Source organism: Paenibacillus sp. J22TS3 (genome assembly GCF_018403205.1).
In the GTDB taxonomy this organism is placed as follows: domain Bacteria; phylum Bacillota; class Bacilli; order Paenibacillales; family Paenibacillaceae; genus Fontibacillus; species Fontibacillus tuaregi.
Genome location: NZ_BOSF01000003.1, coordinates 141,694 through 167,699 on the forward strand (window position 1 = coordinate 141,694; position 26,006 = coordinate 167,699).

Below are 26,006 nucleotides of genomic sequence, written 5' to 3' on the forward strand. Positions count from 1 at the left end.
CCAGCCTGAAGGACTGAGCCTGCGAGCCCCGGATCATATACAAAGCATAAATACTAATTATTACATTCAATTGTTAGTTAAGCGTCAACTCTGCCCATGACTTCATCCTGTAATCGGCCCAGCGTCCCTAGGGCATCCTCATTAGAGGTTCCACATACGGCGAAATATACCTTGATCTTAGGCTCCGTGCCCGAAGGACGAAGACAGAACCAAGACCCGTCTTCCAAAATAAATTTGAGCACGTTCTCCTTAGGGAATCCATATAGACCCTGAGAGTAGTCTTCGACTTCCTTCACTTTTAGACCGGCAACCTCACCTGGAGCGGCATTACGCCAATCTTCCATGAGAGAATGAATCTTCGCAACTCCATCCTTACCCTTGAGCGTGCGGGATACCAATGCTTCACGGTAATAACCGTACTGCTGGTACAAATCCTCAAGCACATCAAACAAGGTCTTGCCCTGTGTCTTATAGTATGCCGCTGCTTCGGCAATTAATGTTGAAGCTACAATAGCGTCTTTGTCACGGGCGTAATTCCCCGCCAAATATCCATAGCTCTCTTCATATCCAAACAGGAAGGTATGGTCACCGGACGCGTCAAATTTGTTCATCATCTCGCCGATATATTTGAACCCGGTTAGGGTGTTGAACACTTCGACCCCATAGTGGCGTGCAATCACCGCACCGAATTCACTGGTCACAATGGTCTTCACCACGGCTCCATTAGCTGGAAGCTTGCCGCTTTCCTTCATCTGACTGAGCAGATAGTGTACAAGAATCGAACCGGACTGATTCCCGGTCAGGACCTGGTATTCTCCCTGCGAGTCTTTAACTACAGCGCCCATGCGGTCCGCATCAGGGTCTGTACCGATAAGCAGATCCGCGCCGACCTTCTGGCCAAGCTCTATAGCCAGAGTGAAGGCTTCCCGCTCCTCCGGATTCGGAGATTTCACTGTGGAGAACTCCGCGTCAGGCTGCTCCTGCTCTTTTACAATATGAACCTGGGTGAACCCGAGCTTATCGAGCACCCGGCGCACCGGCAGGTTGCCTGTTCCATGAAGTGGGGTGTAGACGATCACAACGTCCTTGGCAGCCCCGCCTGCCAGCAGCTGCGGATTCACACTGGTAGCAGCCACCGTATTTACAAAAGCTTCATCCTCCGCATCCCCAAGCCATACAAGCAATCCTTGCTTTTCCGCTTCTTCCCTCGCAAGACGTTTCACCTCAGCAAAAGAGGAGACCTCTTTAATTCTGGAGATCACTTCTTCCGCCTCATGCGGTACAAGCTGACCGCCAGCCGCGTTATACACCTTATAACCGTTGTACTCGGGAGGATTATGGCTCGCTGTAATCACGATGCCCCCGGTTGCCTTAAGTGAGCGTACAGCAAACGACAGCTGAGGGGTCGGCCGAAGCGATGGGAACAGCTTCGCAGCGATTCCGTTTCCAGCAAGCACTAGAGCGGCTTCCAGAGCAAATTCCGGAGAGAAGTGCCGGGAATCATGGGCAATCACAACCGAAGGCTGATCCCCCGCCCCTGATTTACGGTGCGCATCCCAAATATACTGGGCAAAGCCTTGCGTTGCTTTTCCTACCGTATACTTGTTAATCCGGTTGCTTCCGGCTCCGATAACGCCGCGGAGACCACCTGTTCCAAACTCAAGCTCCTTGTAGAAGCGGTCTTCCAATTCAGCAGGGTTCTTATCCAGTGAGCGAAGCTCCTGTTTGGTCTCCTCATCAATTGAAGCATCTTGCAGCCATGCTTGAACTTTCTCTTGAATTGTCTTATTGATTTCGCTCATGTCTCTACTCCTATTCTGTTGAATTAGTTCATCTTCCCGTCTGAGAGGGCAAACATAATCTCACCTTCCGCAACCACCTTGTCTTCCACCTTCGCAACCGCACGCCCTTTGCCTATGGAACCTTTCAGACGTGTAATCTCCACTTCCAGACGCAGCGTATCGCCTGGGAACACTTGATCACGGAAACGGAACCCATCCAGCCCGGCAAGGAATCCGATCTTTCCCTTATTGCTCTCGAGACTCAGCATCGCTGCAGCACCAACTTGGGCGAGCGCTTCAGTGATCAGGACTCCAGGCATCACCGGATAACCTGGGAAATGCCCCTGGAAGAACGGCTCGTTGATGGTTACATTCTTGATTCCAACAGCACGTTTGCCTACCTCCATTTCCACGATGCGATCCACTAATAAAAATGGATACCTGTGCGGAATCAACTCCTGGACTTTACGGTTATCTAACATAATTATGTAATACCCCTTTCTCATTGCCCTTAAATTTCGGGTAAATTGTATTTAAACGGATAAGCCAGTATGAAAACAGACCCTCAGGGCCATACTGTAACTATCCTTCGTCTCTGCAGATACGAAGGTTCAGATAAGGGGTTTATCCGCGGGGCTGCACCAGCTGGCCTGCGGGTAAAACCCTTTTGTCATTTCTAACTTTAAACGGGGCCGTGCTGACCTAGAGTCCTCTTCGGACAATCCTCCACCAATTATACCCTCTCCCTGCGCAAAAATAAAACTCCCGCCCGTTCAGGGAGGCTGCGGCGGTTCCCGCATTTCCATCCCTCCTCGGCGGGAGTGATTAACAGGTTACTACATCTTGTCATCTGTTTCATGAAATGATGCCTTAAAGACACGGCTTCATTACACAGATAACCCACTACTATGGCACTATGGCGCAAACACCAGGTCAAACACATGACGCCAGGTACTCCAATGAAAGACACCGCTTAGACTCTGCTTGCCCAGTACTACATACCCTACAATCATACCGCCAAACAGCGCAAGGAAGAGGATAAATAGGATCAGAAGAACGAACAGGGTTCTCCGGAGAGCTGGTCGTCTTGCCGCCGGTTTACTCTCTTGACTCATCGCATCCACCTATCCGCGCAAATTGTTCACAAGGCCCGTCATTGTGTCACTCGAAGTCAGCGCCCGGGCAGCCAGCTGGTAAGCACGCTGAACCTGGAGCATGTCCGACATCTCTGTGGTGATGTCCACATTGGACTGCTCAAGAGCACCCTGGCGAAGCGTAGCTCTCTGATTCTGAGGCAGCGCATCATTGTTCGCGAGCACATCCCGCTCAGCCGCCCCTGCAGAAAGCACATACAGGTTGTCGGCTCTTTGTTCAAGCGCGTCCGGCCGCTGTGGCGATACAAGCTGAATGGCTTGCCCCAGGTTAGTTGTCGTCCGACCCAATGTGGCCTTGATATTTCCGCCCGCATCTATTTGAAGCTTCGAACCTGCGGGAACGGTAATTGGCGCGTTATTCTTATCCAATACGTAGTATCCCTGAGCTGTCACTAAATATGCCAGCTTAGAGTCCTGCGGGTCCGGCTGAATGTGGAAGCTTCCTTCCCTCGTCCATGCCTTCTGGCCGTTAGCCTGAACCGCGAACAATCCATTCCCCTGAATGGCCAGGTCGGTGTCAATCCCCGTGTCCTTGAAGGAGCCTTGAGAAAAGTCGCGAGTGATGCCCGCCATTTTGGAACCGTAGCCCACATTAATCCCCAGCGGAGTGGCTCTTCCCGTACGCCCCATCGGGGGCTCCTGCTTAAACATGGTCGTCAACGTATCTTCAAACGTAGCGCCCTTGCTTTTGTATCCAATTGTATTCACATTTGCGATGTTATCTGCCAGAACATCCAGCCGCTGCTGGATCCCCGCCATGGATACGGCGGAGCTGATCATGGAGTTATTCATTTAGCGCCTCCTACACACGGCCGACTTCATTTACGGCTTTGTCCATGCTTTTATCATAAAATTGAATTACCTTTTGGTTAGCCTCATAGGCGCGCTGTGCCGTCATTAAATCAACCATGGACTGCGCGGTATTTACGTTAGAGCCTTCAAGAGAGCCTTGACGTACCGTCACGGCATCATTAGCCGCTAGATTACGGATGCCGGCTTTTTGCGGATCAGCTGCTTCATATACCCCATTACCGTTACGCGTAAGCTGGTAAGGAGATTCCACAACCGTAATCTGAAGCTGCTGGTTGGTAGGAGCCCCATTATATAGGAAGTTTCCCTTTCCGTCCGTCTGAAGATCCTTGATCGGTTGGTTCAGGACAAGAGGCTGCCCATTGGCGCCCAGCACTCTAAAACCGGTGGAGCTGAGCAGTTCCCCAGCAGCATTCACATGGAAGTTACCATCCCGTGTATAACGGACATTGCCGTCATTGTCTTGCACCGTAAAGAATGCTTGTGGCCGATAGACCACACTGCCATCCTGCTTCACATACTTGCCTGACTCGTCAAAAGGATAAGGTTGTCCAGTAGCAGGATCAACTAGAGAAAGGCTGGACTCCAGTCCAAAGTCTGACATTTTACCAGTCTCTCTAAGATCTCCTTGGGTGAAAATTGGCTGAGTCTCCTCGGCGAACACGCCGGTGTTCAGCTTGCCAATCTGCCTGTTGCCTGGTGCATCTCCGCCCACCAACGAGACAAGCACCTCGGGAAAAGAGCGTGCGGCCTCATTCACAGACTTGTATCCTGGGGTGTTAATGTTGGCGATATTCTGTGTCACCGTGTCGTGCAGACGCTGTTGGGTCATCATCCCCGCAGCCGCCGTATAGAGTCCTCTCAGCATAGGAAACCTCCTAAAAACTTAAAAATTCTTAAAAAAATCACCGATCTTTTAATTTCCCAACCCTCCCAAACCCTCCCTTGCCTAAGGGAGGGCCCCAAGGACTTCGTCCTCTGGACACCTGAATGGCTTGGGAATGGGGCTAGGCTAACTGGACTTGGTAAATACGTGCTCCGGGCCGCTTGTCGTCCCTGCGGGACACGCTTTTGGGTTGTGGTGTCTATAGCTATTAGCTTGGGTAATCGAGTGACTGATAAATTGATTTAGTAGCATGGATGACTGACCGATTGTAGGCTAGATATTGAACAGCTTCTGAACTCCACGTGTAGAAAATTTGTAGCAGTGGTGACTGACCGGGCAAAAGAACTGAATTTCATAGCATGGATGCCTGACCAGATGAACGAGCTAAATTTTGTAGCTTTGGCGACTGCTTGGGTACGGATTTAAAACTATTGAAGTTGAACTTAAGAAAGGTCAGACTAGACAAAAGGTGAAATGGTTCTTGATAGGTACAGCGTTCGCCTTTGTGAACAGATGATTTATACATTATGACTTTTAGATCAAGAAATCTGTTAACAAACAGCGACCTTAAGAACATTTCAACCGGATGTCTTTATCCATACATTCAACTGTAAACAATTCCCTGTTTCGTAATGAACAAGGCTGTTTATTTTTTTATTAAAAAGGCAACCGGACTTATTTATCCAAATCAAGGCAAGTTATGCTACGTCATCTGCCTATCTATATTCCAAATTGCCCGCCCCGGCAAATGCTTCTTTTCAATATATCGGATAACTAGAACTTTTTCTTTATAACTCTATCCAAATTATCGAGCATAAGCCCTGTGCCCTTAACTACGCAGTGCATCGGATCTTCCGCGATCACGACCGGAACCCGAAGTTCCTCCGCGAGGAGCTCGTCCAATCCATTCAGCAGAGCGCCGCCCCCGGTCAGAATTACACCACGGTCAATGATATCGGCAGACAGTTCCGGCGGTGTGCGCTCCAGGACTGATTTAGCTGCTGCGACGATGGAAGACACGGGCTCCCATAGAGCTTCCTGAACTTCGGAGGACGAAATGGTTACCGTGAGAGGGAGTCCTGACACCATATCTCTGCCCCGGATGTCCAGCTCAGCTTGGCGGCCGCCAGGACGAACGGTTCCGATACCAATCTTGATATCCTCGGCAGTGCGTTCACCGATAAGGAGCTTGTACTTCGTCTTAATGTAACGGATAATCGCGGCATCGAACTTGTCCCCTGCCATCTTAATCGATGAGGCCGTGACAATGTCCCCCATGGAGAGAACGGCTACGTCCGTTGTTCCTCCTCCGATATCCACCACCATATTGCCGCTTGGCTCAAAAATGTCCATACCGGCGCCGATAGCAGCCGCCTTCGGTTCTTCCTCGAGATAAACTTCCTTCGCGCCGCTGCGCTCTGCTGCCTCCCGAATCGCCTTCTGCTCAACGGAGGTGATATTGGTTGGGGCACAGATCAGAATCCGTGGGTGGCTGTACCAGTTCTTCCCGCCAACCCGGTTAATAAAGTACTTCAGCATCGTCTCCGTAATTTCAAAATCCGCAATAACCCCGTCCTTCAGCGGACGGATTGCCACAATATTTCCAGGTGTTCTGCCTACCATCCGCCTTGCGTCTTCACCGACAGCAAGCACACGCTTGGTATCGCTCTCAATCGTGACGACAGAAGGCTCGTCGAGCACTACACCTTTCCCTTTTACATGGATCAGCACGTTCGCAGTGCCCAAATCAATTCCGATATCCTTGCTCATCATTACAAAGCTCCCCCAAAGCGTATTTTTAATGGTAAAAGAAACCTAACGTCTATGGTCATTCTGTTCGACAGAATATCCGTCAATTTTACAGAAACATCCAGAAAAAACACATCTGAAGTCCGTTTTGCTTAGCTAAATTTCGGGATGTTTGGATAAATTACCCGCATTCTTGTACCATATTTAAAAATATCATACTTTGGGGGACGTATTCAATTACATATCTGTCTTTTTTCGTACGAAAAGTGGGTGATAAGGGCGGATTAATTCGCTGCTGTGATCACTTCCCGCTTGGAGGGTGTGGTCTTCTTATATTTAATCTTGGTTGCCTCTCCTCCGCGCAGATGCCTGATGGATTTATGGTACTCCAGAATATGCTTCACCTGGTCAGCCAAATCCGGGTTGATCTCCGGAAGCCGTTCCGTTAAATCCTTGTGTACCGTGCTTTTGGACACACCAAACTCCTTGGCGATGGTCCTAACCGTATGCTTCGTCTCCACGATGCAGCGGCCTATCTTAATGGTTCGTTCCTTAATGTAATCATGCACGCTCCCGCCTCCCAACTCGAGATAGTTTGGTACAGTATATGAGGGGCGTGCCCATATATTCTTTGTTTCCAAGCCTGACAAGCCTGCGCGGGGCCAATTATTTTACACAGCAAGCGAAAAAAACGGGGGATCTGGAGATCCCCCGTTTGGCGCAGGCCTTATGTACTAAGACTTTTCAGTTAGTGGACTAGCCTGCCCCAAGTCAACACATTATTTTTGCGGAAGCAGCTGGGACGGGTTCACCGGTGTGCCGTTCTCGTATACGGCAAAGTGAACATGATTGCCAAGATCCTTTTCCAGCTCATTGCGTCCGGCGGTGGCCAGGGTATCCCCCTGCTTCACTTCAGCGTCCTTCTTCACCTTCACATCCGCGAGACTTTCGTAGACGGTCTTTAGATTGTTGGCATGGGTGATCTCCACCACATAACCAAGCAGCGCATGCTGCTCTACCCGCGTAACCTTGCCACCCAAAGCTGCTTTCACATCAAAAGATTTGTTATCTCCTCTTGCGAGGTCGATACCCGTGTTCGGCACGAACGTGTCGTTATACTGCACGATCGCGGACACATGCTCTTCTGCTGAAGCATCCTTGTCATAAAACGGCTTAACAACATTAACCTCGGCGGCGTTAGCCACCGGCCATACGAGATCTTCCGGCGTAGCGACAGTCTGAACGGATGTGCCATCTTCAGGCTTAACCTTGGTATCTCCCGTGGTAGTCCCTACCGGCTGGGTCACCGTTCCCGATGTGCTCTCAGCCTGCGGCTTACGGCTCGCGCCCTGGTACACCCACACTAAGGTTAGTATGATTGCCGCGATGGCCATGTATGCTGCCGGGTATACCCACTTTCTGGACAAAAGTCTTTTCCATGAGGATGCCGGTACAGCCGGCTCTCCCAATCCAATTTTAGGAGATTCCTCATTCTTGTGCTGCTTCTGATTTTGATCATTCATAGTTTATCACCTCAGTAACAAGTGTTACCGGGGTCAACTCTTTTATACTTCGCCTATCCTACTTTTTTAGAAAATAATTTTAGAGCCTTATTCCCCTTCTATTGCCGGGCAACCCCTAAGCCCCGCGCGGTCCTTAAACAAATGAGGTCTTGCGGATGTTTTGCTCCAGCGACAAGATGGGTGAGCTTTAGGTTTATACGAATATAACTATCGCTATAACCCTACTATACGTGAAAGGATGAGCCACACCGGAATATGGACCCCCTTCTGATGGAGACCTCTACTGGAAAAAGGAGCGCTGCTCCCTGCTGCACTTTCCGATTATATCTAGTGAACGCAAGCCCCCTCGTAGCTGCCTAGGCCACAAAACTGGTCTAGTCCGTTCTACTTGGCCTTATTCAGCAAATGTGAGGCTTGGGCGAATTGAATGCCTGTATAGTAGTGTTCTAGAATCTGGTTCACCGTATATCCTTCCTTGGCCATTCCATTTGCTCCCCATTGGCTCATACCTACACCATGGCCATACCCGTAAGTTGTAATTTTGACCTGATTGCCTTCTGGATCAAAACGGAACTGGCTGGACCGCAGCCCCAGCTTCTCCCGAATCTCCCTTCCACTAAAGGTGGTTCCGCCTATCTTCGCTTCCTTAACTCTATGTCCTGTCGTACTGGATACAATTTCAAACAGAGAGCGGGTGCCTGCTGCCTGACCCGCAACCGCCGGAATACTTGGCTGGGCCAGTCCCAGTTTATTAAAGACACTGCTCAAGCTCATGGTGACCGTCTCTTTATAGTCCGGGTCCAGCTTGGTGTCCCAAGGGCTTGGCACACTGCGCAAATAAGGAATTTTGTAATTCCAGTATTCCTCTGAATTCTCAGTATACCCGTTGCTGGCGGAGAAGAAGGAGGCCGTAATCGGCTTGCCCTGGTAAGTCATAATCGTCCCAGCCGTGGCATGGACAGCCTTTTGGATTCTGGCAAGCTTATCGGCTTCCCCATCTGTCTTCCATTTCTTCAAGGCATGGCGGGAGAGATAGGCTTGATGGGCCACCGTATCGGTCACATCCGCGGCCCGTCCAGGAACCCCGCTTGTATCTCCATCTGCAAGTCTTCTTACTATAAAGGTACGTGCCGCAATGGCCTGTGCCTTCAGCGCCTCCAGCTCGAAGGTGGCGGGCATCTCGGCAGCCAGTACGCCCGCCACATACTCTTCGAGCGGCAGGGTTTCCACAGCGCCGGTCTTCGAGAGATAGACCCGGACCGGCGTCATCTCCTGCGGCTTCGCGGCCGGCGCAGGCACCGGCTTCGCCGGAACCCGGACCGGCGCGGGCTGGGACACCGCGCCGGGTACAGGGCCCTGCCCGCGCAGGCTGATCACCAGCGCGGGCAGGGTCAGGGCCGCCGCGGCAATGAGCGCTGCCGCGGCGACAATCTGGCGGTCCTTTCTTCCGAACCTCGGGAAGAAAGGACCGCGCGCCTTGCCCCGCACCCGGACCCTTGTGCGGGGGGCGGTGTGGGCTTCGCCCGGCTGCGGCGTCTGCGCGCCGGGCGGCCAGGAGTTCTGGCCCGTGCCCTGCCGGGCCAGCTGGGGCACTGCCGGCGCTTCCGCAGGCGCGCCGGCTTCCCCCGCAGCCGCAGGCAGAGGCTGCGGGGCGGCCTGCCCGGGCGCAGGCGGAGCCGTGGACGTGGCGCCGTGCGGCGTTCGGGCGCTTAAGGTAGGGCCGCCGGCCTTGGACGCCCCCTCTTCATCCGCCTGATAAGCGGGCTGTGGTTCGCTAGCGCCTACTCTAGGATCAGTAATTGCTCTGTGAGCCCAATCCGCCTGGACTTGCTTTTGTATGGATACACCTATTTCATTGCCACTGACTGATTCGCTTCTCTCGGCACCATAACCGCTCTGCGAAGAGGACTTTACTGCAGCATCACTCACTGTCTGCCGACTTTTCTCCGCTGGACCAGGCACTAAGGATAGGGAAGGGCGGGACTGTGCAGACCTGCCCTCCTGACCTTTAATAGACCCACTGGCTTGCGAATTCCCCGAATGCCCGGTTTTTTCAGCAATCTGCCCCTCAGCAACAGGAGCCTCCAACGACAGCGGGATGGTCTCACGTGGTGGCTTTATTTCGGACGGGGCCCTACCTGCTGTAGAATCCTCCGGAGTTAGAATCACTTTAATCGATGCTCTGTTGTCTCTCATCTTTTCGGTTACCTCCATCATCCGCCGCTTGCTCTGTTCATGTTCAGAGCACTCTAGCTTTTCCTCGTTATATCTTTTTGTCACTATACTTATAGATATGAGTTTTGATGATGGGGTAGAACCCTTAAACAAGCCAAAACTGAAAATGGTTGCTACTTTAAGTCTATCGAATGCCTATAACAAACCGGTAAACTTATCATTTTGACCAGAGTCATTCCCCCCTCCCATTGAAAAGCTCCCAGCACGCGGTGTGGCATGTTTACAAAAAAAAGGACCCCTACCTTACGGCAGGAGCCCTTGTCTTCAAATCATCATAAATAATTAGGCCAAACTTGGTTGAATCTTGAACACGCTCAGATCTTCCTGAACAACTTGTGCCTTCTCGCTTTCCGCAGCTTCCGAGACACGCCAGATATTGGCGCCGAGTCCTTGCAGCTTCTCAGCCAGATTCACATAACCGCGGTCGATATGATGCGTGCCGCTTACTTCTGTTGTACCTTCGGCGACCAACCCAGCAATGATCAGTGCGGCTCCTGCACGAAGGTCAGTTGCACACACTTTGGCGCCTTTCAGGTTGGCACCCCCAGTTACGATCGCGCTGCGGCCTTCCACTTTAATCTCCGCATTCATCAGAGCGAATTGCTCCACATGCATGAAGCGGTTCTCAAATACTGTTTCAGCCACCACACTCGTTCCCTCTGCTTTAAGCAGAAGAGCCATCATTTGAGACTGCATGTCAGTCGGGAAGCCTGGATAAGGCAGAGTCTTTACGTCTACAGAACGCAAAGATTTATTCGCGGTAACACGTACCCCGTTCTCTTGTACGTCCACCACAACTCCCATTTCCTCAAGTTTGGAGATGACGGGGCCAAGATGATCTGCAATCGCACCCTCTACAAAAACATCCCCACCTGTGATAGCCGCAGCGATCATATACGTTCCAGCCTCAACACGGTCAGGAATTACAGTATGTTCTACGCCTCGCAGCTTCTCAACACCTTCAATACGAATGATACCGGTTCCCGCACCGCGGATCACCGCACCCATACTCGTCAGGTAATTCGCCAAATCGACAATTTCCGGCTCTTTCGCCGCGTTTTCGATAATGGTCGTACCTTCGGCAAGAGTTGCCGCCATCATTATATTCTCAGTTGCGCCTACACTGGCCACATCCAAATAAATTTTCGCGCCGCGGAGTCTGCCTTCGGATCTCGCCTCGATGTAGCCCTGGCCCAGATTAATTTCGGCCCCCATAGCTTCAAACCCTTTAAGGTGTTGATCGATCGGTCTAGTCCCAATGGCGCAACCGCCTGGGAGAGAAATCCGTGTATGTCCCATGCGTGTAAGCAGGGGTCCCATGACCAGGAATGATGCCCGCATTTTGCGTACCCACTCATAGGGAGCTTCACAGGATACGAGATTTTGTGCATCTACCGTGATCACTTCCTGCTCGTATGTAACACCGGCTCCTAGATATTCCAATACTTTATTAATCGTCATCACATCATCAAGTGGTGGTGCATCCCGAATAATGCTAACCCCTTCTTCTCCCAACAGAGAAGCTGCGATTATGGGCAGCACTGAGTTCTTAGCTCCGCTGACTTTGACGGTCCCCGTCAGCACATTGCCACCGCGGACGATAAATTTGCTCATCTTGGTTCCCTCCGCGCGTTCATTTTCTCTTTTTCTCAACATCTGAAAAAAAGCATCCCGCTAATTCACTAAGTTTCATAATAACATGGTTTATTTACATGGCTCAAGATTTGTTTACATAAGTTTGTGTCGAATTCTATACTTCCACCAAGCTGAGTGCCTGCCGAAGGAAGTTTTGTGTTGGACCAAGGAAATTTATCCTCGGGTCAGTACCCGATCCTTTTCGAGAAGGGCATAGTACGAGGCAAGGCCGATTACCATGCGGGGATAAATATTAACGGAGCATAAAATCCTTATTTCCAGTGTTGACACAATGATTCGATGTTATTCGACATTACCAAGGCGTTCGAGTTACCTAACAGAGATATAACCATTCGTTTAAACATTAAAACATGTACTTGAGCATCCGCGTATATCCCCAATAATCAAGGATGAACGAGGATACAAAATGTCCCAAAACAACCGCCAACAAGAGCTGTAGCAGCTTGCCTTGAGGTCCCTTGGGATTGCGAACGATCAAGTCAATCTTGAGGTTCTGCAGAGCCCACCAGGCAACGGCAATACAAACCAAAGATACAATGATCGCGGCCAGACCGCTTACTGCAATTGTTGAGGGCAATTGGCTCACTGTGCTTGAATCCACAACTGGACTCCTCCTTGGGCATGCTTATAATTTATGCGGGTACATGTCAATCGGTTAATCACCCAATAAATTATATCGGTAATACATAGAATAAACTATAGATCGATTATTTTACAAAAATAAAGACCTTCTATATCATACTTGCCAAGCCGCTAATAATCCAGCTTTTTATATACAATTTCTTATTTTTCCATATGTAAGCGATTCAATTAGATAAGATCAGCTTGAAACATTTTTTCTTTATCATTACGCTATATAAACAGGGCATCATTGACCCCGGATATTACCTGATGGAGGAATACACATGAAACTCGAAGTGATTACATATACGCTTGCTGATTCTAAAATCGCCCAAGCCGCTGGAGCAGACCGGATTGAGGTGATTACAGCTCCTGCAGAAGGAGGATTAACACCAAGCCTGGGGCTGGTTGAAGAAATTAGAGAACACAGCAGTATAGATATGCGGGTTATGGTACGCCCGCACAGCCGTCATTTTCATTATGATGCTGACGACATTCACACTATTCTAAAGGATGCAAGAACGTTCAGACGCAAAGGGATTGATGGTCTTGTATTTGGTGCCCTTACTCCAGATAAAAAAGTGGATGAAGACCTTCTTGCCCGGTTTATTGACGCTGCAGACGGTCTGCCGGTGACTTTCCATAGAGCTATTGATGAAGTCCGCGACCAGCAGGAAGCCCTTCGCACTTTGAGCAAATACCCACAGGTGACTCATGTCTTAACCTCTGGCGGGAAACCTTCGGCTCTCTTGGCCCAGGACACTTTGCGCGAACTGAATCAGTTGGCGGCCGAGCTTGGGACTTTAACTATTATTGCCGGGGCGGGTATCGGATTGCAGGCACTCCCCCAGTTTCTTCAGTCTACCGGGCTGTCTGAGATTCATATAGGATCTGGTGTCCGAATGGACAATCAAATTCTCAGCACCCTGGATTCGAGTCTTATCTCCCAAGCCAAGGCTCTTGTCCACAGCAGAGTTTCTTGGTAAGACCGGGAGGCTTACCAGCCTTACAGTCTTACTTTATACAGTCTTACAGTCTTGCAGGCATTCCTATTCCTTTGCTTCCTTGCCTGTTTGCTTTCTCTATTACCTTATGAACTTTATTACTTGCTAATTGATCAATAATTATGTCGGTTGTTACTTACAAAATCGCAAACTGAATCCTCAGTAGTCCATTTTCTCACCTTTCTTGCTTAAGGAGCTTATCCGGTACTCACTCAATCATTTTCTTACTTCTTTTATATAATAATGTCCGTGAGCTTATCCCCCCTGAATAGTGTCCTCTTAACCGCCGTAATAAACGATTGACAGTAATCATTCTATTACTACTAGTTTAAACAAGAAAAGAAGGGCAATCCCTGGGAGTTCTTCCCTGGGATTGCCCCTTTCTTACTTCAATGCTATTCTTTGCTCCGAGAGGAGACATTGATCCGCGTAATTGCTCTTTGCAAGGCAAGCTCTGCCCGACGATGGTCGACCATATCCTGGTTGCCATGCGCGTTCAGACGCCGTTCAGCACGCTCCTTCGCAGCTTTCGCACGTTCAACATCAATGTCATTCGGTGCTTCCGCGCTCTCCGCCAGAAGGATGACTTTATCCTTCTGCACCTCAACAAACCCGCCGTGTACGGCTAGAATTGTAGAGTTCTTCCCGGTTTTCACCTTGATCGGAGCTACCTTAAGCGGTGTAACAAAAGGAATGTGCCCTGGAAGGATTCCGAGCTCCCCTTCTTCCCCGCGTACACTAAGGCTCTCTACCTGTTCCGAGAACACAACGCGCTCAGGTGTAACGATTTCCAATAAAAAGGTGCTCACTTGCAACCCTCCTAAAAGCTATCCAAAGGATAGCTATCTTCGTAAGCACTGCTTAGTTTTCCCTGAATAGGAAAACTACTTCGTAAGCATAGGCTTTAGCTACCCAAAGGGTAGCTATCTTCGAAGCAATTCCCATGTTTTCCTTAAGTAGGATAACTTGCTTCGTAAACATAAGCCAGGCTATCCAGAGGAGAGCCATCTACGTATTACACGGCCAGGTTCCCCTGCTGGGGGAACCTGTCTCACAGCCCTAGCCTTTCGGCAGGATGGCTGGGGTCTTACAGAGTCTTCGCTTTCTCCACAGCTTCCTCAATAGTTCCTACGAACAAGAAGGCTGCTTCTGGAAGATCATCGTGCTTGCCGTCCAGAATTTCTCTGAAGCTGCGCACAGTATCGGCTACAGGCACGTATTTACCAGGAATTCCGTTGAATGCCTCGGCAACGTGGAACGGCTGGGACAGGAAGCGCTGAATTCTGCGGGCACGAGCTACGATCAGCTTGTCATCCTCACTCAGCTCATCCATACCAAGGATCGCGATAATATCCTGCAATTCTTTATAACGGGCAAGAATCCGTTTAACTTCTTGAGCTACATTATAATGTTCTTCCCCTACAATTTCAGGAGCCAGAACACGGGAACTGGAAGCAAGCGGGTCTACCGCTGGGTAGATACCCATCTCGGAGATTTTACGCTCCAAGTTCGTTGTTGCATCCAAGTGGGCAAATGTAGTTGCCGGAGCCGGGTCAGTATAGTCATCCGCAGGAACGTAGATCGCCTGAATGGATGTAACGGAACCCTTCTTCGTGGAAGTAATACGTTCTTGAAGCTGACCCATTTCTGTAGCAAGTGTCGGCTGGTAACCAACCGCGGATGGCATACGTCCAAGAAGGGCGGATACCTCAGATCCGGCTTGCGTGAAACGGAAGATGTTATCGATGAACAGAAGCACGTCCTTGCCTTCTTCATCGCGGAAATACTCAGCCATAGTCAGACCCGTCAAGGCTACGCGAAGACGTGCGCCTGGCGGTTCGTTCATCTGTCCGAACACCATGGCCGTCTTGCCGATAACGCCGGAATCGGTCATTTCATGGTACAAGTCATTACCCTCACGGGTACGCTCGCCTACCCCGGCAAATACGGAGATACCGCCATGCTCTTGGGCAATGTTATTGATAAGTTCCTGAATCATAACGGTCTTACCTACACCGGCACCACCGAACAGGCCGACCTTACCGCCTTTTGCGTACGGTGCAAGCAAGTCGATAACTTTAATCCCAGTCTCAAGGACTTCAGATTGAGTAGACAATTCATCATAGGCTGGCGGGCGGCGGTGAATTGGATTCTTCACCGCTGCTGCGGCTTCGCCTCTGTTGTCGATTGTTTCTCCAAGCACGTTGAATACACGTCCAAGAGTAGCTTCTCCTACAGGTACGGAGATTGGTGCGCCCAGGTCTTCAGCCTCGGTTCCGCGTACAAGACCATCCGTGGAGGACATCGCGATACAACGAACCTGGTTATCACCAAGATGGTTGGATACTTCAAGGATCAGTCTTTCTACGTTTCCGTTTTGATCCTTTTTATCAATTTTAATAGCATTAAAAATCTCGGGAAGGTGACCACGTTCAAATTCAACGTCGACAACCGGACCCGTAATGCTGACAACGCGTCCTTTACTCATCTTTCTTGTTTCCCTCCTCAACGTTTGCCAGAACTGCAGCTTAGCGTACAGTGTCATCCTCGCAAACGGTCATTGTAACCTAACTAGATTTAAGACAGAGCGTTCGCCCCGGCAACAATCTCCGTAATTTCCTGAGTAATTGCCGCCTGACGAGCACGGTTATAAGTCAGTGTCAATTCACCGATTAATTTGCTGGCATTCTTCGTAGCATTACCCATCGCTGTCATTTTCGCGCCAAGTTCACTTGCCTTGCCCTCCAGAAGAGCACCATAAATGATGGTTTCCGCATACTTCGGCAGAAGCACCTTAAGGACATCTTCAGGGGTAGGCTCATACTCATAGCTTGCTTTGACTCCGCTTGATGCAGCAGCCTCAGGCTGTTCAAACGGAAGCAGTCGATTAATGGTAGGTATCTGGGTAAGCGGGTTAATGAATTTGTTGTAGCAGATGTAAACCTCGTCAAACTGCTCCTCTTCAAAGCTGCGAACCGCCGCGTACGCTAAGCTCTTAATATCTGCAAATGAAGGGAAATCAGAAAGCTCGGTTACTTCGCCAACAACCGGAAGTTCACGCCGTCTGAAGTAATCGCGCCCTTTACGGCCTACTACGAACAGACCATACTCATCTTTGGACGAGTGAGAAGCTTTGATCTTATCCATCACCGCACGGAGCATGTTAGCATTGTAACCGCCGGCAAGACCAGCATCGGAGGTAATAACGATATACGCCGTTTTCCTGATCGGCCGGTTTACCAGCATAGGATGCGAGATTCCTTTGGTGCCTGCGGCTATACCGTTGACCACTTCGCGAAGCTTCTCTGCATAAGGACGAGAAGCCTGGGCTTTCTCCTGTGCTCTGCGAAGCTTGGATGCAGCCACCATCTCCATCGCTTTCGTGATCTGACGGGAACTTTGGATACTCTTGATCTGACGTTTTATTTCGCGAATCCCTTTTGCCATGATTTCACCACCTTAAAGTTTTGGCAGAGCCAAAACTACTTCGTAAGCGTTACTAAACTTTGGCGGAGCCAAAGTTACTTCGAAAGCTTTAACTTGATTTGGCCTGGGCCAAATCCCGAATTACAATCTATTTCACCGATTATGGCAGCCTAAGCCTTGACACAATGTTCAAAGCTTAGGCGTTCGTTACATTAAGCAGAGACAGCAAAGCCCTTCTTGAACTTCTCGATAGCTTCTTTCAGAGCCGCTTCATTATCCGTAGTCAAATCCTTAGTATCGCGGATCGATTGCAGAACTTCAGCATGATTGCTCTCAATGAAGCCCAGGAATTCGGCTTCAAAACGGCGGACATCCGCCACAGGGATATCATCGAGGTATCCTCTTACCGCAGTGTACAAGCTGACAACCTGTTTCTCAACAGAAAGCGGCTGGTTGACACCCTGCTTCAGGATTTCCATCAAGCGGGCACCACGGTTTAGACGCGCCTGAGTGGATTTGTCCAGATCCGAACCGAACTGAGAGAACGCTTGAAGCTCACGGTATTGAGCCAAGTCCAGACGGAGAGATCCGGCAACCTTCTTCATCGCTTTGATCTGAGCGGAACCACCGACACGGGATACGGAGATACCTACGTTGATCGCCGGGCGTTGACCTGCATAGAACAAGTCGGACTCCAGGAAGATCTGTCCATCCGTGATGGAAATTACGTTGGTTGGAATGTATGCCGATACGTCGGAGGCTTGGGTCTCGATAAACGGCAGCGCCGTAATCGAACCGCCTCCAAGCTCATCGCTAAGCTTCGCAGCACGCTCAAGCAGACGGGAATGCAGATAGAATACGTCACCAGGGAATGCCTCACGGCCCGGTGGACGGCGAAGAAGCAGGGACAATTCACGATAAGCCGCAGCTTGCTTCGACAAGTCATCATAAACGATCAGGACGTGCTCGCCTTTGTACATGAAGTACTCGGCCATAGCCACGCCGGCATATGGTGCGATATACAGAAGCGGTGAAGGATCCGAAGCGGATGCCGTCACAACGATCGTGTAATCCAGGGCACCATGGCGGCGAAGAGTTTCCACCACGTTAACTACCGTGGATTGCTTCTGGCCGATAGCGACGTAGATACATTTAACGCCATTGCCCTTTTGGTTAAGAATTGTATCGATGGCAACAGCAGTTTTACCTGTCTGACGGTCACCAATGATCAATTCCCGCTGTCCGCGGCCGATAGGTACCATGGCATCAATTGCCTTGATCCCGGTCTGCATCGGCTCATGTACCGATTTACGCTCGATAACGCCTGGAGCGTTGTTCTCTACAGGACGGAATTCTGTAGTATTAATCGGACCTTTGCCGTCGAGCGGTTGTCCGAGCGGATTTACTACGCGTCCAAGCAGGGCGTCGCCTGCAGGAACCTGCATAATTTGTCCTGTGCGTTTAACCTGGTTACCTTCGCGAATTTCGCTGTATGGTCCCAAAATAACGACACCCACATTGCTTTCCTCAAGGTTGAGGGCAAGGCCGAAGATGCCGTTCTCAAATTCGAGCAGCTCGTTAGCCATAACATTCTCGAGTCCGTGAACACGGGCGATCCCGTCACCAACTTGAATTACGGTTCCGACTTCAGCTACTTCGATATCCGTTTTATATTGTTCGATTTGACTTTTGATCAGTGTACTGATCTCTTCAGGTCTGATACTCAAGAATTTCACCCCTATCTTCAGTGCTTATCTTCGAAAAGACTTTTCAAGGCGTTCCAATTTACCCGCTAGACTGCCGTCATACAGCGTATCGCCAATGACCACCTTCATACCGCCGAGCAAATCTTTATCAATCACGTTATTCACACGAATCTTCTTATGAACCAAATCTCCAAACTCCTGGGCAACCTGCTGCTGCTCCTGCTCATTCAGAGGGTAAGTAGTGTATACTACCGCATTGGCAATACCCAGCGCATCGCTGGAAATCTTCGTATAGCTATTAAGCATATCCTGCAGGATATCTACTCTGCCGCGTTCAATCACCAGCTTCAGAGCGGAAATAACCGTTTGGGACATTTTGCCCTCAAGACTGCCGCTGATAATATTCCACTTAACTTCTTCTGAAATATTAGGAGAGACAATAAAATTCATAACATCCTTGTCAGAAGTAAGAGCTGTTACTGCTGCGGTCAGTTCCTGTTCCGTCTCGAGCGTGCGGCCATCCTGTGCGGCAGCTTCGTAGAGCGCCTTAGCATACCGTCTGGCTACAACTGTTTCGCGGCTCATGATCTGCCACCGACTTCTTTAAGGTACTGGTCAACCAGCTCGCCTTGTACGCTGTCTTCTTTCACTTCTTTGCCAATCAGCTTGGAAGCAATCTTGACAGAAGCGACACCCACTTCACTGCGAAGCTGTTCAACCGCATTGTTCTTCTCGTTCTGAATTTCACGCACAGCGTCTTCTTTCAGACGAGTAGCTTCGTTCTTGGCAAGCTCCACAATTTGAGCGGCTTGCTTGCTGCTGGTTTGCTTGGATTGTTCGATGATATCGTAAGCATCCTGACGCGCTTGCTGAAGAGCTTGCTTTTGTTCCTCAACATAGGCTGTTGCTTGTTCGCGTGTGGCTTTGGCTTCGTCCAACTGCTGACGCACCAGCTCACGGCGCTTCTCCATAATGGAGAACAAGGGACCAAATGCATATTTGCTAAGCAGCCAGTACAGGATTAAAAAAGCGATTAATGTAATTACTGTAGATTCCCATACGAAATTCAACCTCGTCACTCCTTTCCAAAAGCGTCGATCATCTCGGGCAGACCCATTTCACAGGGCTATTCAAGAATAAAGAAGGCGGCAGATGGACTTCGCCTTCCCCGCCAAGCTTTGGGTCGTACATTAATTATGAAGCTTTACCGTAGAACATGAACGCAAGTACCACGCCGATGATTGGCATAACCTCGATCAGACCTACTCCAAGGAACATCAGAGTTTGAAGAGTGGACTTAGATTCCGGCTGACGAGCAACACCTTCAACTGTTTTACTGATCAAAAGACCGTTACCAATACCTGCGCCAAGTGCGCCCAGACCTGCTACGATACCTGCTGCTAATAATGCCATTCCTTCCATGTGTAAATCCTCCTCAAAATTTGTGATTGTTTAGTAATATCGTTCAAGCTTGAAGTTCAAACTTGTGTGTTAATGTTCTTCGTGATGCATATCCACGGTTTGCGAGATATACACCATCATCAATACGACGAAGATAAACGCTTGGATCGCACCGATAAATATACTGAAACCCTGCCAAGCCATCAGAAGCGGTACCGACAGGACAGCTCCGATCACATTGGATGACGCCAGCCCCATAATGACACCGATCAGAACCTCACCGGCATAAATGTTGGCGAATAGACGGATCCCGTGCGTCAGCAGCTTGGAAAATTGCTCAATCAGGTTGATCGGGAAGAAAACCGGATAAGGCTGGAAGTAGTGTTTGAAATAAGCCTTCGTATTCTTCACTGCCCCCAGGTAATGAACGATTACAAATACCAGGAGTGCCAGACCCATGGTTACGCTGATATCCGCGGTTGGTGATTTCCACCACGCTACTTCAGCGTGCGGATGAGCTTCGCCTTTCGCGTGAAGTGTATCCAGCTTCTCAGTAACCGAAACAATCGGCTGACCGAAGGCCGTAGCTGCATCCTTATTATCGTATTCGGTCACAACCCCGAAGATCAGTCCGAGCATGTTCCCTACAAAGATGAACATGATCATCGTGACGCCGAGAGCAAGGAACGGCTTGCCCTTCTTGAAGTCCATGGCGCTAGAGATCTGAGCTTGTACAAACTCTATCACCCATTCCATGAAGTTCTGTATCTTGCTTGGGTTCTCCACAGAAAGTTTGCGTGTTGCGAGTTTAGCAAGGATAAAAACAATAGCGCAGGTGACAACTAGCATAAGAACAACAGAAAGGTCAATGCGCAGTCCGCCCAACTTAATAATTGGTGATTCATGCATGTTTTTTCACCCCTTTCTCAGACGCGTCATCTTCTTCCTTTCTAGACTGAATAAGACCTGCAAATAGTAGAAGGAACTGTGAGAAGACCAATCCGCCAACAACCGCAAACATATTGAACATCTCCGGTTTTTTATAGGCTATCATGGCAGCTGCCAAAGCCAAGGCGGCACGGGTGAAGAATCCAAGTCCCGGCCGTCGTTTCTCCTGGCCTGTAATTCCATCCATAAAACGTCGAACCTTGAATGCCAAATAGTTGGCGTTAACATAGCTGACGACAACTCCAAGTGCAATTCCGAGCGGAATCGACTTATATGACCCTACCAATGCCGCTGCTATGAAGCAGAGAGCAAGGACAGAGTAGGTTGCCACCTTCAGCACTCTACGGTATACCCGCAGTTCATCCATCGCTGTCCTCCATGACCTTTTTGATGAGGAATATGACACTGACCATGCCGATAACGACGCCAACCAGCACGCCAATTCCGGTGCGGATACCGGTTGCGGAACCGCTGCCAAAACTATCCCACCAGCTGCCCAGATAATACCCGGCAACCGTGCATACAGCAATGTCAATTCCAATCGCGGACACAAGACCTGCAGCTTTGAGGACGCTCCCGGTACGAGCCGGTTTGTCAGAGTCTGAATCGCTTGATTTCCTTGGGCTTTTCAGAGGTTTAGTCATACTTCAACCCACCTTATAATCCCAGTTTATTTTACTGAAATCAGTGAACCTTTGTCAACGAAGAAATCTTTCGCGCTTTAAAGCGCGAAGTATAAAAAATTCGACTCTGACAACCACCAAAGCGTACAGTATAACTGTATGCTGTCTATTTCTCACTCATTCTGGCTCAGATGTTAATTTGTGAACTTTGTGTGAAATTTGTCAGGCCGTTCTTCATTTAGTCCAAAATGGTGACAAATCGCATTGACGATTCGCTCTGAAGCCTTCCCATCTCCGTATGGGTTGGCCGCCCGGCTCATGGATTCATAGACAGCTGTATCTGTCAAAAGTGTTCTTGTCCGTTCGTAAACTTTCTCTTCATCCGTACCTACGAGTTCCAAAGTTCCGGCCTCAACTCCCTCTGGACGCTCCGTAGTATCACGAAGAACAAGCACCGGCACACCAAAGGATGGCGCCTCCTCCTGCATACCACCCGAGTCGGTTAAGATGAGGTGGGTATGAGGATAGATGTTATGGAAATCCACCACATCCAGCGGATCAATCAGTTTGATTCGCGGGTGGCCCCCGAGAATTTCATAAGCAGGCTCCCTTACCGCAGGGCTAGGATGCACAGGATATACGATCGCGATATCCTCGAACTCATCCGCAATTCTCCGAACAGCATGGAATATGTTACGGTGCGGTTCACCCTGGGACTCCCTCCGGTGTGCAGTCATGAGGATCAGTCTCTTACCTGCAGCCCAGTCTAGAACCGGATGTGTATAATCCGACTTCACGGTATATTGAAACACATCTGTCACCGTATTGCCTGTGACATAAATGGTTGATTCCTTCTTATTCTCCTTGCGAAGATTATCCGCAGACCATTCCGTCGGCGCAAAATGCATATCCGCAAGTACTCCGGTAAGCTGACGGTTCATCTCTTCCGGGTAAGGGGACAATTTGTTCCAAGTGCGGAGCCCGGCTTCCACGTGACCCACCTGGATTTGCTGCAGGAATGCCGCATAGCTGGCCAGGAAGGTCGTAAGAGTATCCCCATGCACCAGCACTATATCCGGCTTAGCCTGCCTGAGTACCTCTTCCAGACCCTGCAGCACCCGGATCGTCACCTCGTTCAAGGTCTGACGCTCTTTCATTACGTTTAGATCATAATCCGGCACAATCTTGAATACTTCAAGCACTTGATCCAGCATCTCTCTGTGCTGTGCTGTAACGCATACCACAGATTCAATCTGCTCCGGATGCTTCTGAAGCTCCAGAATTAAGGGAGCCATCTTAATGGCCTCCGGTCTCACGCCAAAAATCGTCATTACTTTTATCTTTTTAGTCAAAACAGTAACCCCTTTCTATTTCCCTGAACAAAAGCCGCACCTCGGGCTATCCGAGGAAGTCCAGGCTCACCTGTGGATAAACTGGAACGTTCGTACCCGGACCCTAAAGGGCGAAATCTTGATGTATAATGGCCAACTGATGTCTGATTTTTCGGGACACGATTCCAATCCCCTTCTTCAGGGACCGCCCGCCCCACCCAAATGGCTACCTTCACAGAAGCCGCGTACAGGCTGTCTAAAAGCCGGTTACTTGGTACCGTACAAGCGGTCACCCGCGTCGCCAAGCCCCGGAATGATGTAACCATGATCGTCCAAGCGCTCATCCAGCGCCGCCACGTAGATATCCACATCGGGATGGGCTTCCTGAACAGCCTTGACGCCTTCCGGCGCGGCAATCAAATTCATCATCTTGATCTGGGTGCAGCCCCGGTTCTTGAGCGATTCAATCGCTGCAATTGCGGAGCCTCCGGTTGCCAGCATCGGATCAATCACGATCAACTCACGTTCCTGAACATCTGTAGGAAGCTTAACGTAGTATTCCACCGGCTGAAGCGTCTCCGGGTCCCGGAACAAGCCCACATGACCCACTTTGGCCGCGGGAAGCAGCTTGAGAACGCCATCCAGCATCCCAAGTCCTGCACGCAGAATAGGAATGAGTCCCAGCATACGCCCGGATATCACCTTCGCTTCGGTCTCGGCCACCGGTGTCTGAACCGTGATCGATTCAAGCGGCACCTCTCTCGTAATCTCATAAGCCATCAAAGTGGCTACTTCGTCTACCAATTCGCGGAAATCCTTCGTGTTCGTTCTCATGTCACGGATAAATGTCAATTTGTGTTGAATCAAGGGGTGATCACATATCACCAATTTTCCCATGTTGGTCCCTCCGGTCAGGTTACTTCTTGTTATCCATTATGGCCTGTCCATTCATGCAGAAAGAATGATCAGCAGATCTGTTCAATCCCTGCATACCTCGGCCAAATCCTGTTTATTATATCACTCCCCTTAGCCATTTTCACCTTCAATTCCCCTAATTCCAGACATGCCACCCAGCCTAAGCCAAAATCAATTGCATTATTGCCAAACATCTCCCAGGTGATACCATCACCCTATTTAAATCATGACATACAATAAAGGCCCCTGTGCAATCCTGCACAGGAGCCTTATTTCCGCTAATGCTCTTATTCGTATTTCATTTCCGGGTACAGAGGGTAACGGTCAGTCAGGGCCACCACGCGGGTACGGGCCTGATCCAGAACCGCATTGTCCTGAGGAGCCTTCAATGTCATCGCAATAATGCGTCCGACTTCAATCATTGCTTCCTCATCCATGCCACGGGAGGTCGCAGCAGGCGTACCCAGACGGATGCCGCTGGTCACAAACGGGCTGGTTGGATCGAACGGAATCGCATTCTTGTTGACCGTAATTCCGATAGAGTCCAGAACATGCTCAGCATCTTTACCGGTAATGTTCAAGTTGCGGGTGTCGATCAGCATCAGGTGGTTGTCCGTTCCGCCGGAAACGAGGTTGAGGCCTTCTTCCACCAAAGTCTCGGCCAATCTCTTGGCATTCTTGATTACATTCTCGGCATAGGTCTTGAAGGAAGGCTGCAGTGCTTCACCAAGAGCCACGGCTTTGGAAGCAATCACATGCATTAGAGGCCCACCCTGAATCCCAGGAAATACCGCCTTGTCAATCGCTTGTGCCCAAGGCTTCTTACATAGAATCAGCCCTCCGCGAGGACCGCGAAGCGTCTTATGTGTAGTCGTGGTTACAAAATGGGCGTGAGGCACTGGGCTTGGATGAAGTCCGGCAGCAACCAGGCCTGCGATATGCGCCATATCTACGAAGAACAGGGCTCCTACATCATTCGCAATGGACGCAATTGCTTCGAAGTCAATGATGCGCGGATATGCACTGGCACCGGCAACGATCATACGAGGGCGGTGCTTGAATGCTAGCTTACGCAGTTCATTGTAATCAATCGTGAAGGAATCTTCCTGAACACCATAAGCAACAAAGTTATACATGAGACCGGAAGCATTAACCGGGCTGCCGTGGGTCAAATGTCCACCATGGGCCAGGTTCATCCCAAGAACAGTATCCCCAGGTTTCAAAGCGGCCAAATAGACAGCCATGTTCGCCTGAGCTCCAGAGTGAGGCTGTACATTGGCATGCTCAGCGCCAAACAGTTCCTTAGCGCGGTCACGGGCAATATCCTCTACGATATCCACGTGCTCGCAGCCGCCGTAATAGCGTTTGCCTGGGTAGCCTTCCGCATATTTGTTTGTCAGCACGGAGCCCATAGCTTCCATAACTGCTTCGCTCACAATGTTCTCGGAGGCGATCAGCTCAATGTTGTTGCGCTGACGTTTCAACTCCAGATTCATAGCTTCCAGTACTGCCGGGTCCTGCTTCTTCAAATATTCCATGTTCCTTCATCCTCCCACAATCTATTTGGTTGTTTCATCAATCACGACGAATAACAAATCAATCACATAAATCATTGTCCTGCACCTGAGGCAGAACATAGACCGCTCTTTCCCCGCCGATCAGCTTCGGCCTGCTCCAAGCAGCGTTCACCCTGGCCTTCCCGATATAGCGGACCTGTGGCCGGTATGGAACAGCCACCCTGCGCAGGTGCATCCCGATCAAGGTCTCACCGATATCAAGGCCGGCATCAGCCTCGATCGTCTCCGCTAAACAAGGAGCCTTAAGACGGCGGTATGCTCCTGCCGCCATGGAGCCTCCTGCCTTGGGAACAGGCACAGCGCTGACTTCAGTGAGGTTTAGACGCTCCAGCAGCTCGCGTTCCATCACAAGGGCGCGGTTGAGATGCTCACAGCATTGAAAGACAAGATCAAAACCATAGGCAGAACGGACCTGCTCCAGACCTTCATAAAGCTCGGCAGCGATGGATTCCGCACCATTTGTGCCAATCCGGCTGCCTGCAACCTCACTGGTGCTGACTCCAAGCACCACGACTTTACCCGGCCCGAGCCTCGCGGCTTCAGCCAGATCCTTCAACACAACAGCGGCCTGCTCACGTATGGATAGTTCCAATTCCCCATTGCCTTTATTCATTCTCACATTCCTCCCATTTCAGTCAGGCATAAGAAGCTCATGCTTCA

At 50.0% G+C, this 26,006-nt stretch carries 26 protein-coding genes; 1 reads left to right on the forward strand and 25 read right to left on the reverse strand.

The window, feature by feature from the left end; genetic code table 11:
- Positions 1-77 precede the first annotated feature (77 nt).
- From KJS63_RS10350 to KJS63_RS10400, 11 genes are all read right to left on the reverse strand, one after another.
- A complete protein-coding gene (locus KJS63_RS10350; protein ID WP_213619059.1) occupies positions 78-1,802 on the reverse strand; it encodes a phospho-sugar mutase in 1,725 nt (574 codons plus the stop codon).
- A 23-nt stretch (positions 1,803-1,825) separates the two neighbouring features.
- A complete protein-coding gene (fabZ, locus tag KJS63_RS10355; RefSeq protein WP_213619060.1) occupies positions 1,826-2,263 on the reverse strand; it encodes a 3-hydroxyacyl-ACP dehydratase FabZ in 438 nt (145 codons plus the stop codon).
- Positions 2,264-2,695: 432 nt separating this feature from the next.
- Positions 2,696-2,896: a DNA-directed RNA polymerase subunit beta gene (locus tag KJS63_RS10360; RefSeq protein WP_213619061.1), complete on the reverse strand. Its 201-nt coding sequence runs from the start codon at positions 2,894-2,896 to the stop codon at positions 2,696-2,698.
- A gap of 9 nt (positions 2,897-2,905) precedes the next feature.
- Positions 2,906-3,727, reverse strand: a complete 822-nt coding sequence (locus KJS63_RS10365; RefSeq protein WP_213619062.1) for a flagellar hook-basal body protein — start codon at positions 3,725-3,727, stop codon at positions 2,906-2,908.
- 10 nt (positions 3,728-3,737) lie between these two features.
- On the reverse strand, positions 3,738-4,613 hold the full coding sequence (locus tag KJS63_RS10370; protein WP_213619063.1) for a flagellar hook-basal body protein: 876 nt from the start codon (positions 4,611-4,613) through the stop codon (positions 3,738-3,740).
- Between the two features lie 792 nt (positions 4,614-5,405).
- Complete coding sequence (gene mreB, locus KJS63_RS10375; RefSeq protein ID WP_068620651.1) at positions 5,406-6,404, reverse strand: rod shape-determining protein; 999 nt, start codon at positions 6,402-6,404, stop codon at positions 5,406-5,408.
- Positions 6,405-6,664: 260 nt separating this feature from the next.
- Positions 6,665-6,949 carry a sporulation transcriptional regulator SpoIIID gene (gene spoIIID / locus KJS63_RS10380; RefSeq protein ID WP_068620653.1) on the reverse strand — a complete coding sequence of 95 codons (285 nt, stop codon included), beginning with the start codon at positions 6,947-6,949 and terminating at the stop codon, positions 6,665-6,667.
- Positions 6,950-7,159: 210 nt separating this feature from the next.
- The gene (locus tag KJS63_RS10385) at positions 7,160-7,903 is read right to left on the reverse strand and encodes a M23 family metallopeptidase (RefSeq protein WP_213619064.1); all 744 of its coding nucleotides are present in this window, start codon (positions 7,901-7,903) and stop codon (positions 7,160-7,162) included.
- Positions 7,904-8,287: 384 nt separating this feature from the next.
- The gene (gene spoIID / locus KJS63_RS10390; RefSeq protein WP_213619065.1) at positions 8,288-10,099 is read right to left on the reverse strand and encodes a stage II sporulation protein D; all 1,812 of its coding nucleotides are present in this window, start codon (positions 10,097-10,099) and stop codon (positions 8,288-8,290) included.
- Positions 10,100-10,420: 321 nt separating this feature from the next.
- Positions 10,421-11,752, reverse strand: a complete 1,332-nt coding sequence (murA, locus tag KJS63_RS10395; protein WP_068620665.1) for a UDP-N-acetylglucosamine 1-carboxyvinyltransferase — start codon at positions 11,750-11,752, stop codon at positions 10,421-10,423.
- Between the two features lie 385 nt (positions 11,753-12,137).
- Positions 12,138-12,395: a DUF1146 family protein gene (locus tag KJS63_RS10400; protein ID WP_213619066.1), complete on the reverse strand. Its 258-nt coding sequence runs from the start codon at positions 12,393-12,395 to the stop codon at positions 12,138-12,140.
- A gap of 304 nt (positions 12,396-12,699) precedes the next feature.
- On the opposite strand from KJS63_RS10400, the gene KJS63_RS10405 reads away from it, so the two are divergent.
- Entirely contained in the window at positions 12,700-13,401 is a 702-nt protein-coding gene (locus tag KJS63_RS10405; RefSeq protein WP_213619068.1) for a copper homeostasis protein CutC, read from the forward strand.
- A gap of 413 nt (positions 13,402-13,814) precedes the next feature.
- Here KJS63_RS10405 and KJS63_RS10410 read toward each other — a convergent pair whose 3' ends face one another.
- The 14 genes from KJS63_RS10410 to KJS63_RS10475 all read right to left on the reverse strand — a co-directional run bounded on the left by KJS63_RS10410 (position 13,815) and on the right by KJS63_RS10475 (position 25,959).
- The gene (locus KJS63_RS10410; RefSeq protein ID WP_213619069.1) at positions 13,815-14,228 is read right to left on the reverse strand and encodes a F0F1 ATP synthase subunit epsilon; all 414 of its coding nucleotides are present in this window, start codon (positions 14,226-14,228) and stop codon (positions 13,815-13,817) included.
- Positions 14,229-14,506: 278 nt separating this feature from the next.
- A complete protein-coding gene (atpD, locus tag KJS63_RS10415) occupies positions 14,507-15,907 on the reverse strand; it encodes a F0F1 ATP synthase subunit beta (protein WP_213619070.1) in 1,401 nt (466 codons plus the stop codon).
- Between the two features lie 89 nt (positions 15,908-15,996).
- Complete coding sequence (gene atpG / locus KJS63_RS10420; protein WP_213619071.1) at positions 15,997-16,866, reverse strand: ATP synthase F1 subunit gamma; 870 nt, start codon at positions 16,864-16,866, stop codon at positions 15,997-15,999.
- Positions 16,867-17,057: 191 nt separating this feature from the next.
- Positions 17,058-18,572, reverse strand: coding sequence for a F0F1 ATP synthase subunit alpha (atpA, locus tag KJS63_RS10425; protein WP_213619072.1), 1,515 nt, complete (start codon positions 18,570-18,572; stop codon positions 17,058-17,060).
- 24 nt (positions 18,573-18,596) lie between these two features.
- Positions 18,597-19,136 carry a F0F1 ATP synthase subunit delta gene (locus KJS63_RS10430; RefSeq protein WP_213619073.1) on the reverse strand — a complete coding sequence of 180 codons (540 nt, stop codon included), beginning with the start codon at positions 19,134-19,136 and terminating at the stop codon, positions 18,597-18,599.
- The gene (atpF, locus tag KJS63_RS10435) at positions 19,133-19,621 is read right to left on the reverse strand and encodes a F0F1 ATP synthase subunit B (protein ID WP_068620679.1); all 489 of its coding nucleotides are present in this window, start codon (positions 19,619-19,621) and stop codon (positions 19,133-19,135) included. Before atpF ends, KJS63_RS10430 begins: the two co-directional genes overlap by 4 nt.
- A 124-nt stretch (positions 19,622-19,745) precedes the next feature.
- Entirely contained in the window at positions 19,746-19,973 is a 228-nt protein-coding gene (gene atpE, locus KJS63_RS10440) for a F0F1 ATP synthase subunit C (protein ID WP_068620681.1), read from the reverse strand.
- A 69-nt stretch (positions 19,974-20,042) separates the two neighbouring features.
- Entirely contained in the window at positions 20,043-20,861 is an 819-nt protein-coding gene (atpB, locus tag KJS63_RS10445; RefSeq protein WP_213619075.1) for a F0F1 ATP synthase subunit A, read from the reverse strand.
- Entirely contained in the window at positions 20,854-21,267 is a 414-nt protein-coding gene (locus KJS63_RS10450) for an ATP synthase subunit I (protein WP_068620685.1), read from the reverse strand. Before KJS63_RS10450 ends, atpB begins: the two co-directional genes overlap by 8 nt.
- Positions 21,260-21,544 (reverse strand): AtpZ/AtpI family protein, encoded by a 285-nt coding sequence (locus tag KJS63_RS10455; protein ID WP_068620687.1) that lies wholly within the window; start codon positions 21,542-21,544, stop codon positions 21,260-21,262. Before KJS63_RS10455 ends, KJS63_RS10450 begins: the two co-directional genes overlap by 8 nt.
- A 173-nt stretch (positions 21,545-21,717) precedes the next feature.
- A complete protein-coding gene (gene wecB, locus KJS63_RS10460) occupies positions 21,718-22,854 on the reverse strand; it encodes a non-hydrolyzing UDP-N-acetylglucosamine 2-epimerase (RefSeq protein ID WP_213619562.1) in 1,137 nt (378 codons plus the stop codon).
- A gap of 267 nt (positions 22,855-23,121) precedes the next feature.
- A complete protein-coding gene (upp, locus tag KJS63_RS10465; RefSeq protein ID WP_068620689.1) occupies positions 23,122-23,751 on the reverse strand; it encodes a uracil phosphoribosyltransferase in 630 nt (209 codons plus the stop codon).
- A gap of 305 nt (positions 23,752-24,056) precedes the next feature.
- Entirely contained in the window at positions 24,057-25,307 is a 1,251-nt protein-coding gene (gene glyA, locus KJS63_RS10470) for a serine hydroxymethyltransferase (protein WP_213619076.1), read from the reverse strand.
- 58 nt (positions 25,308-25,365) lie between these two features.
- Positions 25,366-25,959, reverse strand: a complete 594-nt coding sequence (locus KJS63_RS10475) for a TIGR01440 family protein (RefSeq protein ID WP_213619078.1) — start codon at positions 25,957-25,959, stop codon at positions 25,366-25,368.
- Between the last annotated feature and the right edge of the window lie 47 nt (positions 25,960-26,006).

Coding starts and splice junctions, on each gene's coding strand:
- KJS63_RS10350 (WP_213619059.1), bottom strand. CDS start 1,802: ATGAGCGAAATCAATAAGACAATTCAAGAGAAAGTTCAAGCATGGCTG.
- fabZ (WP_213619060.1), bottom strand. CDS start 2,263: ATGTTAGATAACCGTAAAGTCCAGGAGTTGATTCCGCACAGGTATCCA.
- KJS63_RS10360 (WP_213619061.1), bottom strand. CDS start 2,896: ATGAGTCAAGAGAGTAAACCGGCGGCAAGACGACCAGCTCTCCGGAGA.
- KJS63_RS10365 (WP_213619062.1), bottom strand. CDS start 3,727: ATGAATAACTCCATGATCAGCTCCGCCGTATCCATGGCGGGGATCCAG.
- KJS63_RS10370 (WP_213619063.1), bottom strand. CDS start 4,613: ATGCTGAGAGGACTCTATACGGCGGCTGCGGGGATGATGACCCAACAG.
- mreB (WP_068620651.1), bottom strand. CDS start 6,404: ATGATGAGCAAGGATATCGGAATTGATTTGGGCACTGCGAACGTGCTG.
- KJS63_RS10385 (WP_213619064.1), bottom strand. CDS start 7,903: ATGAATGATCAAAATCAGAAGCAGCACAAGAATGAGGAATCTCCTAAA.
- spoIID (WP_213619065.1), bottom strand. CDS start 10,099: ATGAGAGACAACAGAGCATCGATTAAAGTGATTCTAACTCCGGAGGAT.
- murA (WP_068620665.1), bottom strand. CDS start 11,752: ATGAGCAAATTTATCGTCCGCGGTGGCAATGTGCTGACGGGGACCGTC.
- KJS63_RS10405 (WP_213619068.1), top strand. CDS start 12,700: ATGAAACTCGAAGTGATTACATATACGCTTGCTGATTCTAAAATCGCC.
- atpD (WP_213619070.1), bottom strand. CDS start 15,907: ATGAGTAAAGGACGCGTTGTCAGCATTACGGGTCCGGTTGTCGACGTT.
- atpG (WP_213619071.1), bottom strand. CDS start 16,866: ATGGCAAAAGGGATTCGCGAAATAAAACGTCAGATCAAGAGTATCCAA.
- KJS63_RS10430 (WP_213619073.1), bottom strand. CDS start 19,136: ATGAGCCGCGAAACAGTTGTAGCCAGACGGTATGCTAAGGCGCTCTAC.
- atpE (WP_068620681.1), bottom strand. CDS start 19,973: ATGGAAGGAATGGCATTATTAGCAGCAGGTATCGTAGCAGGTCTGGGC.
- atpB (WP_213619075.1), bottom strand. CDS start 20,861: ATGCATGAATCACCAATTATTAAGTTGGGCGGACTGCGCATTGACCTT.
- KJS63_RS10450 (WP_068620685.1), bottom strand. CDS start 21,267: ATGGATGAACTGCGGGTATACCGTAGAGTGCTGAAGGTGGCAACCTAC.
- KJS63_RS10455 (WP_068620687.1), bottom strand. CDS start 21,544: ATGACTAAACCTCTGAAAAGCCCAAGGAAATCAAGCGATTCAGACTCT.
- wecB (WP_213619562.1), bottom strand. CDS start 22,854: ATGACGATTTTTGGCGTGAGACCGGAGGCCATTAAGATGGCTCCCTTA.
- upp (WP_068620689.1), bottom strand. CDS start 23,751: ATGGGAAAATTGGTGATATGTGATCACCCCTTGATTCAACACAAATTG.
- glyA (WP_213619076.1), bottom strand. CDS start 25,307: ATGGAATATTTGAAGAAGCAGGACCCGGCAGTACTGGAAGCTATGAAT.
- KJS63_RS10475 (WP_213619078.1), bottom strand. CDS start 25,959: ATGAATAAAGGCAATGGGGAATTGGAACTATCCATACGTGAGCAGGCC.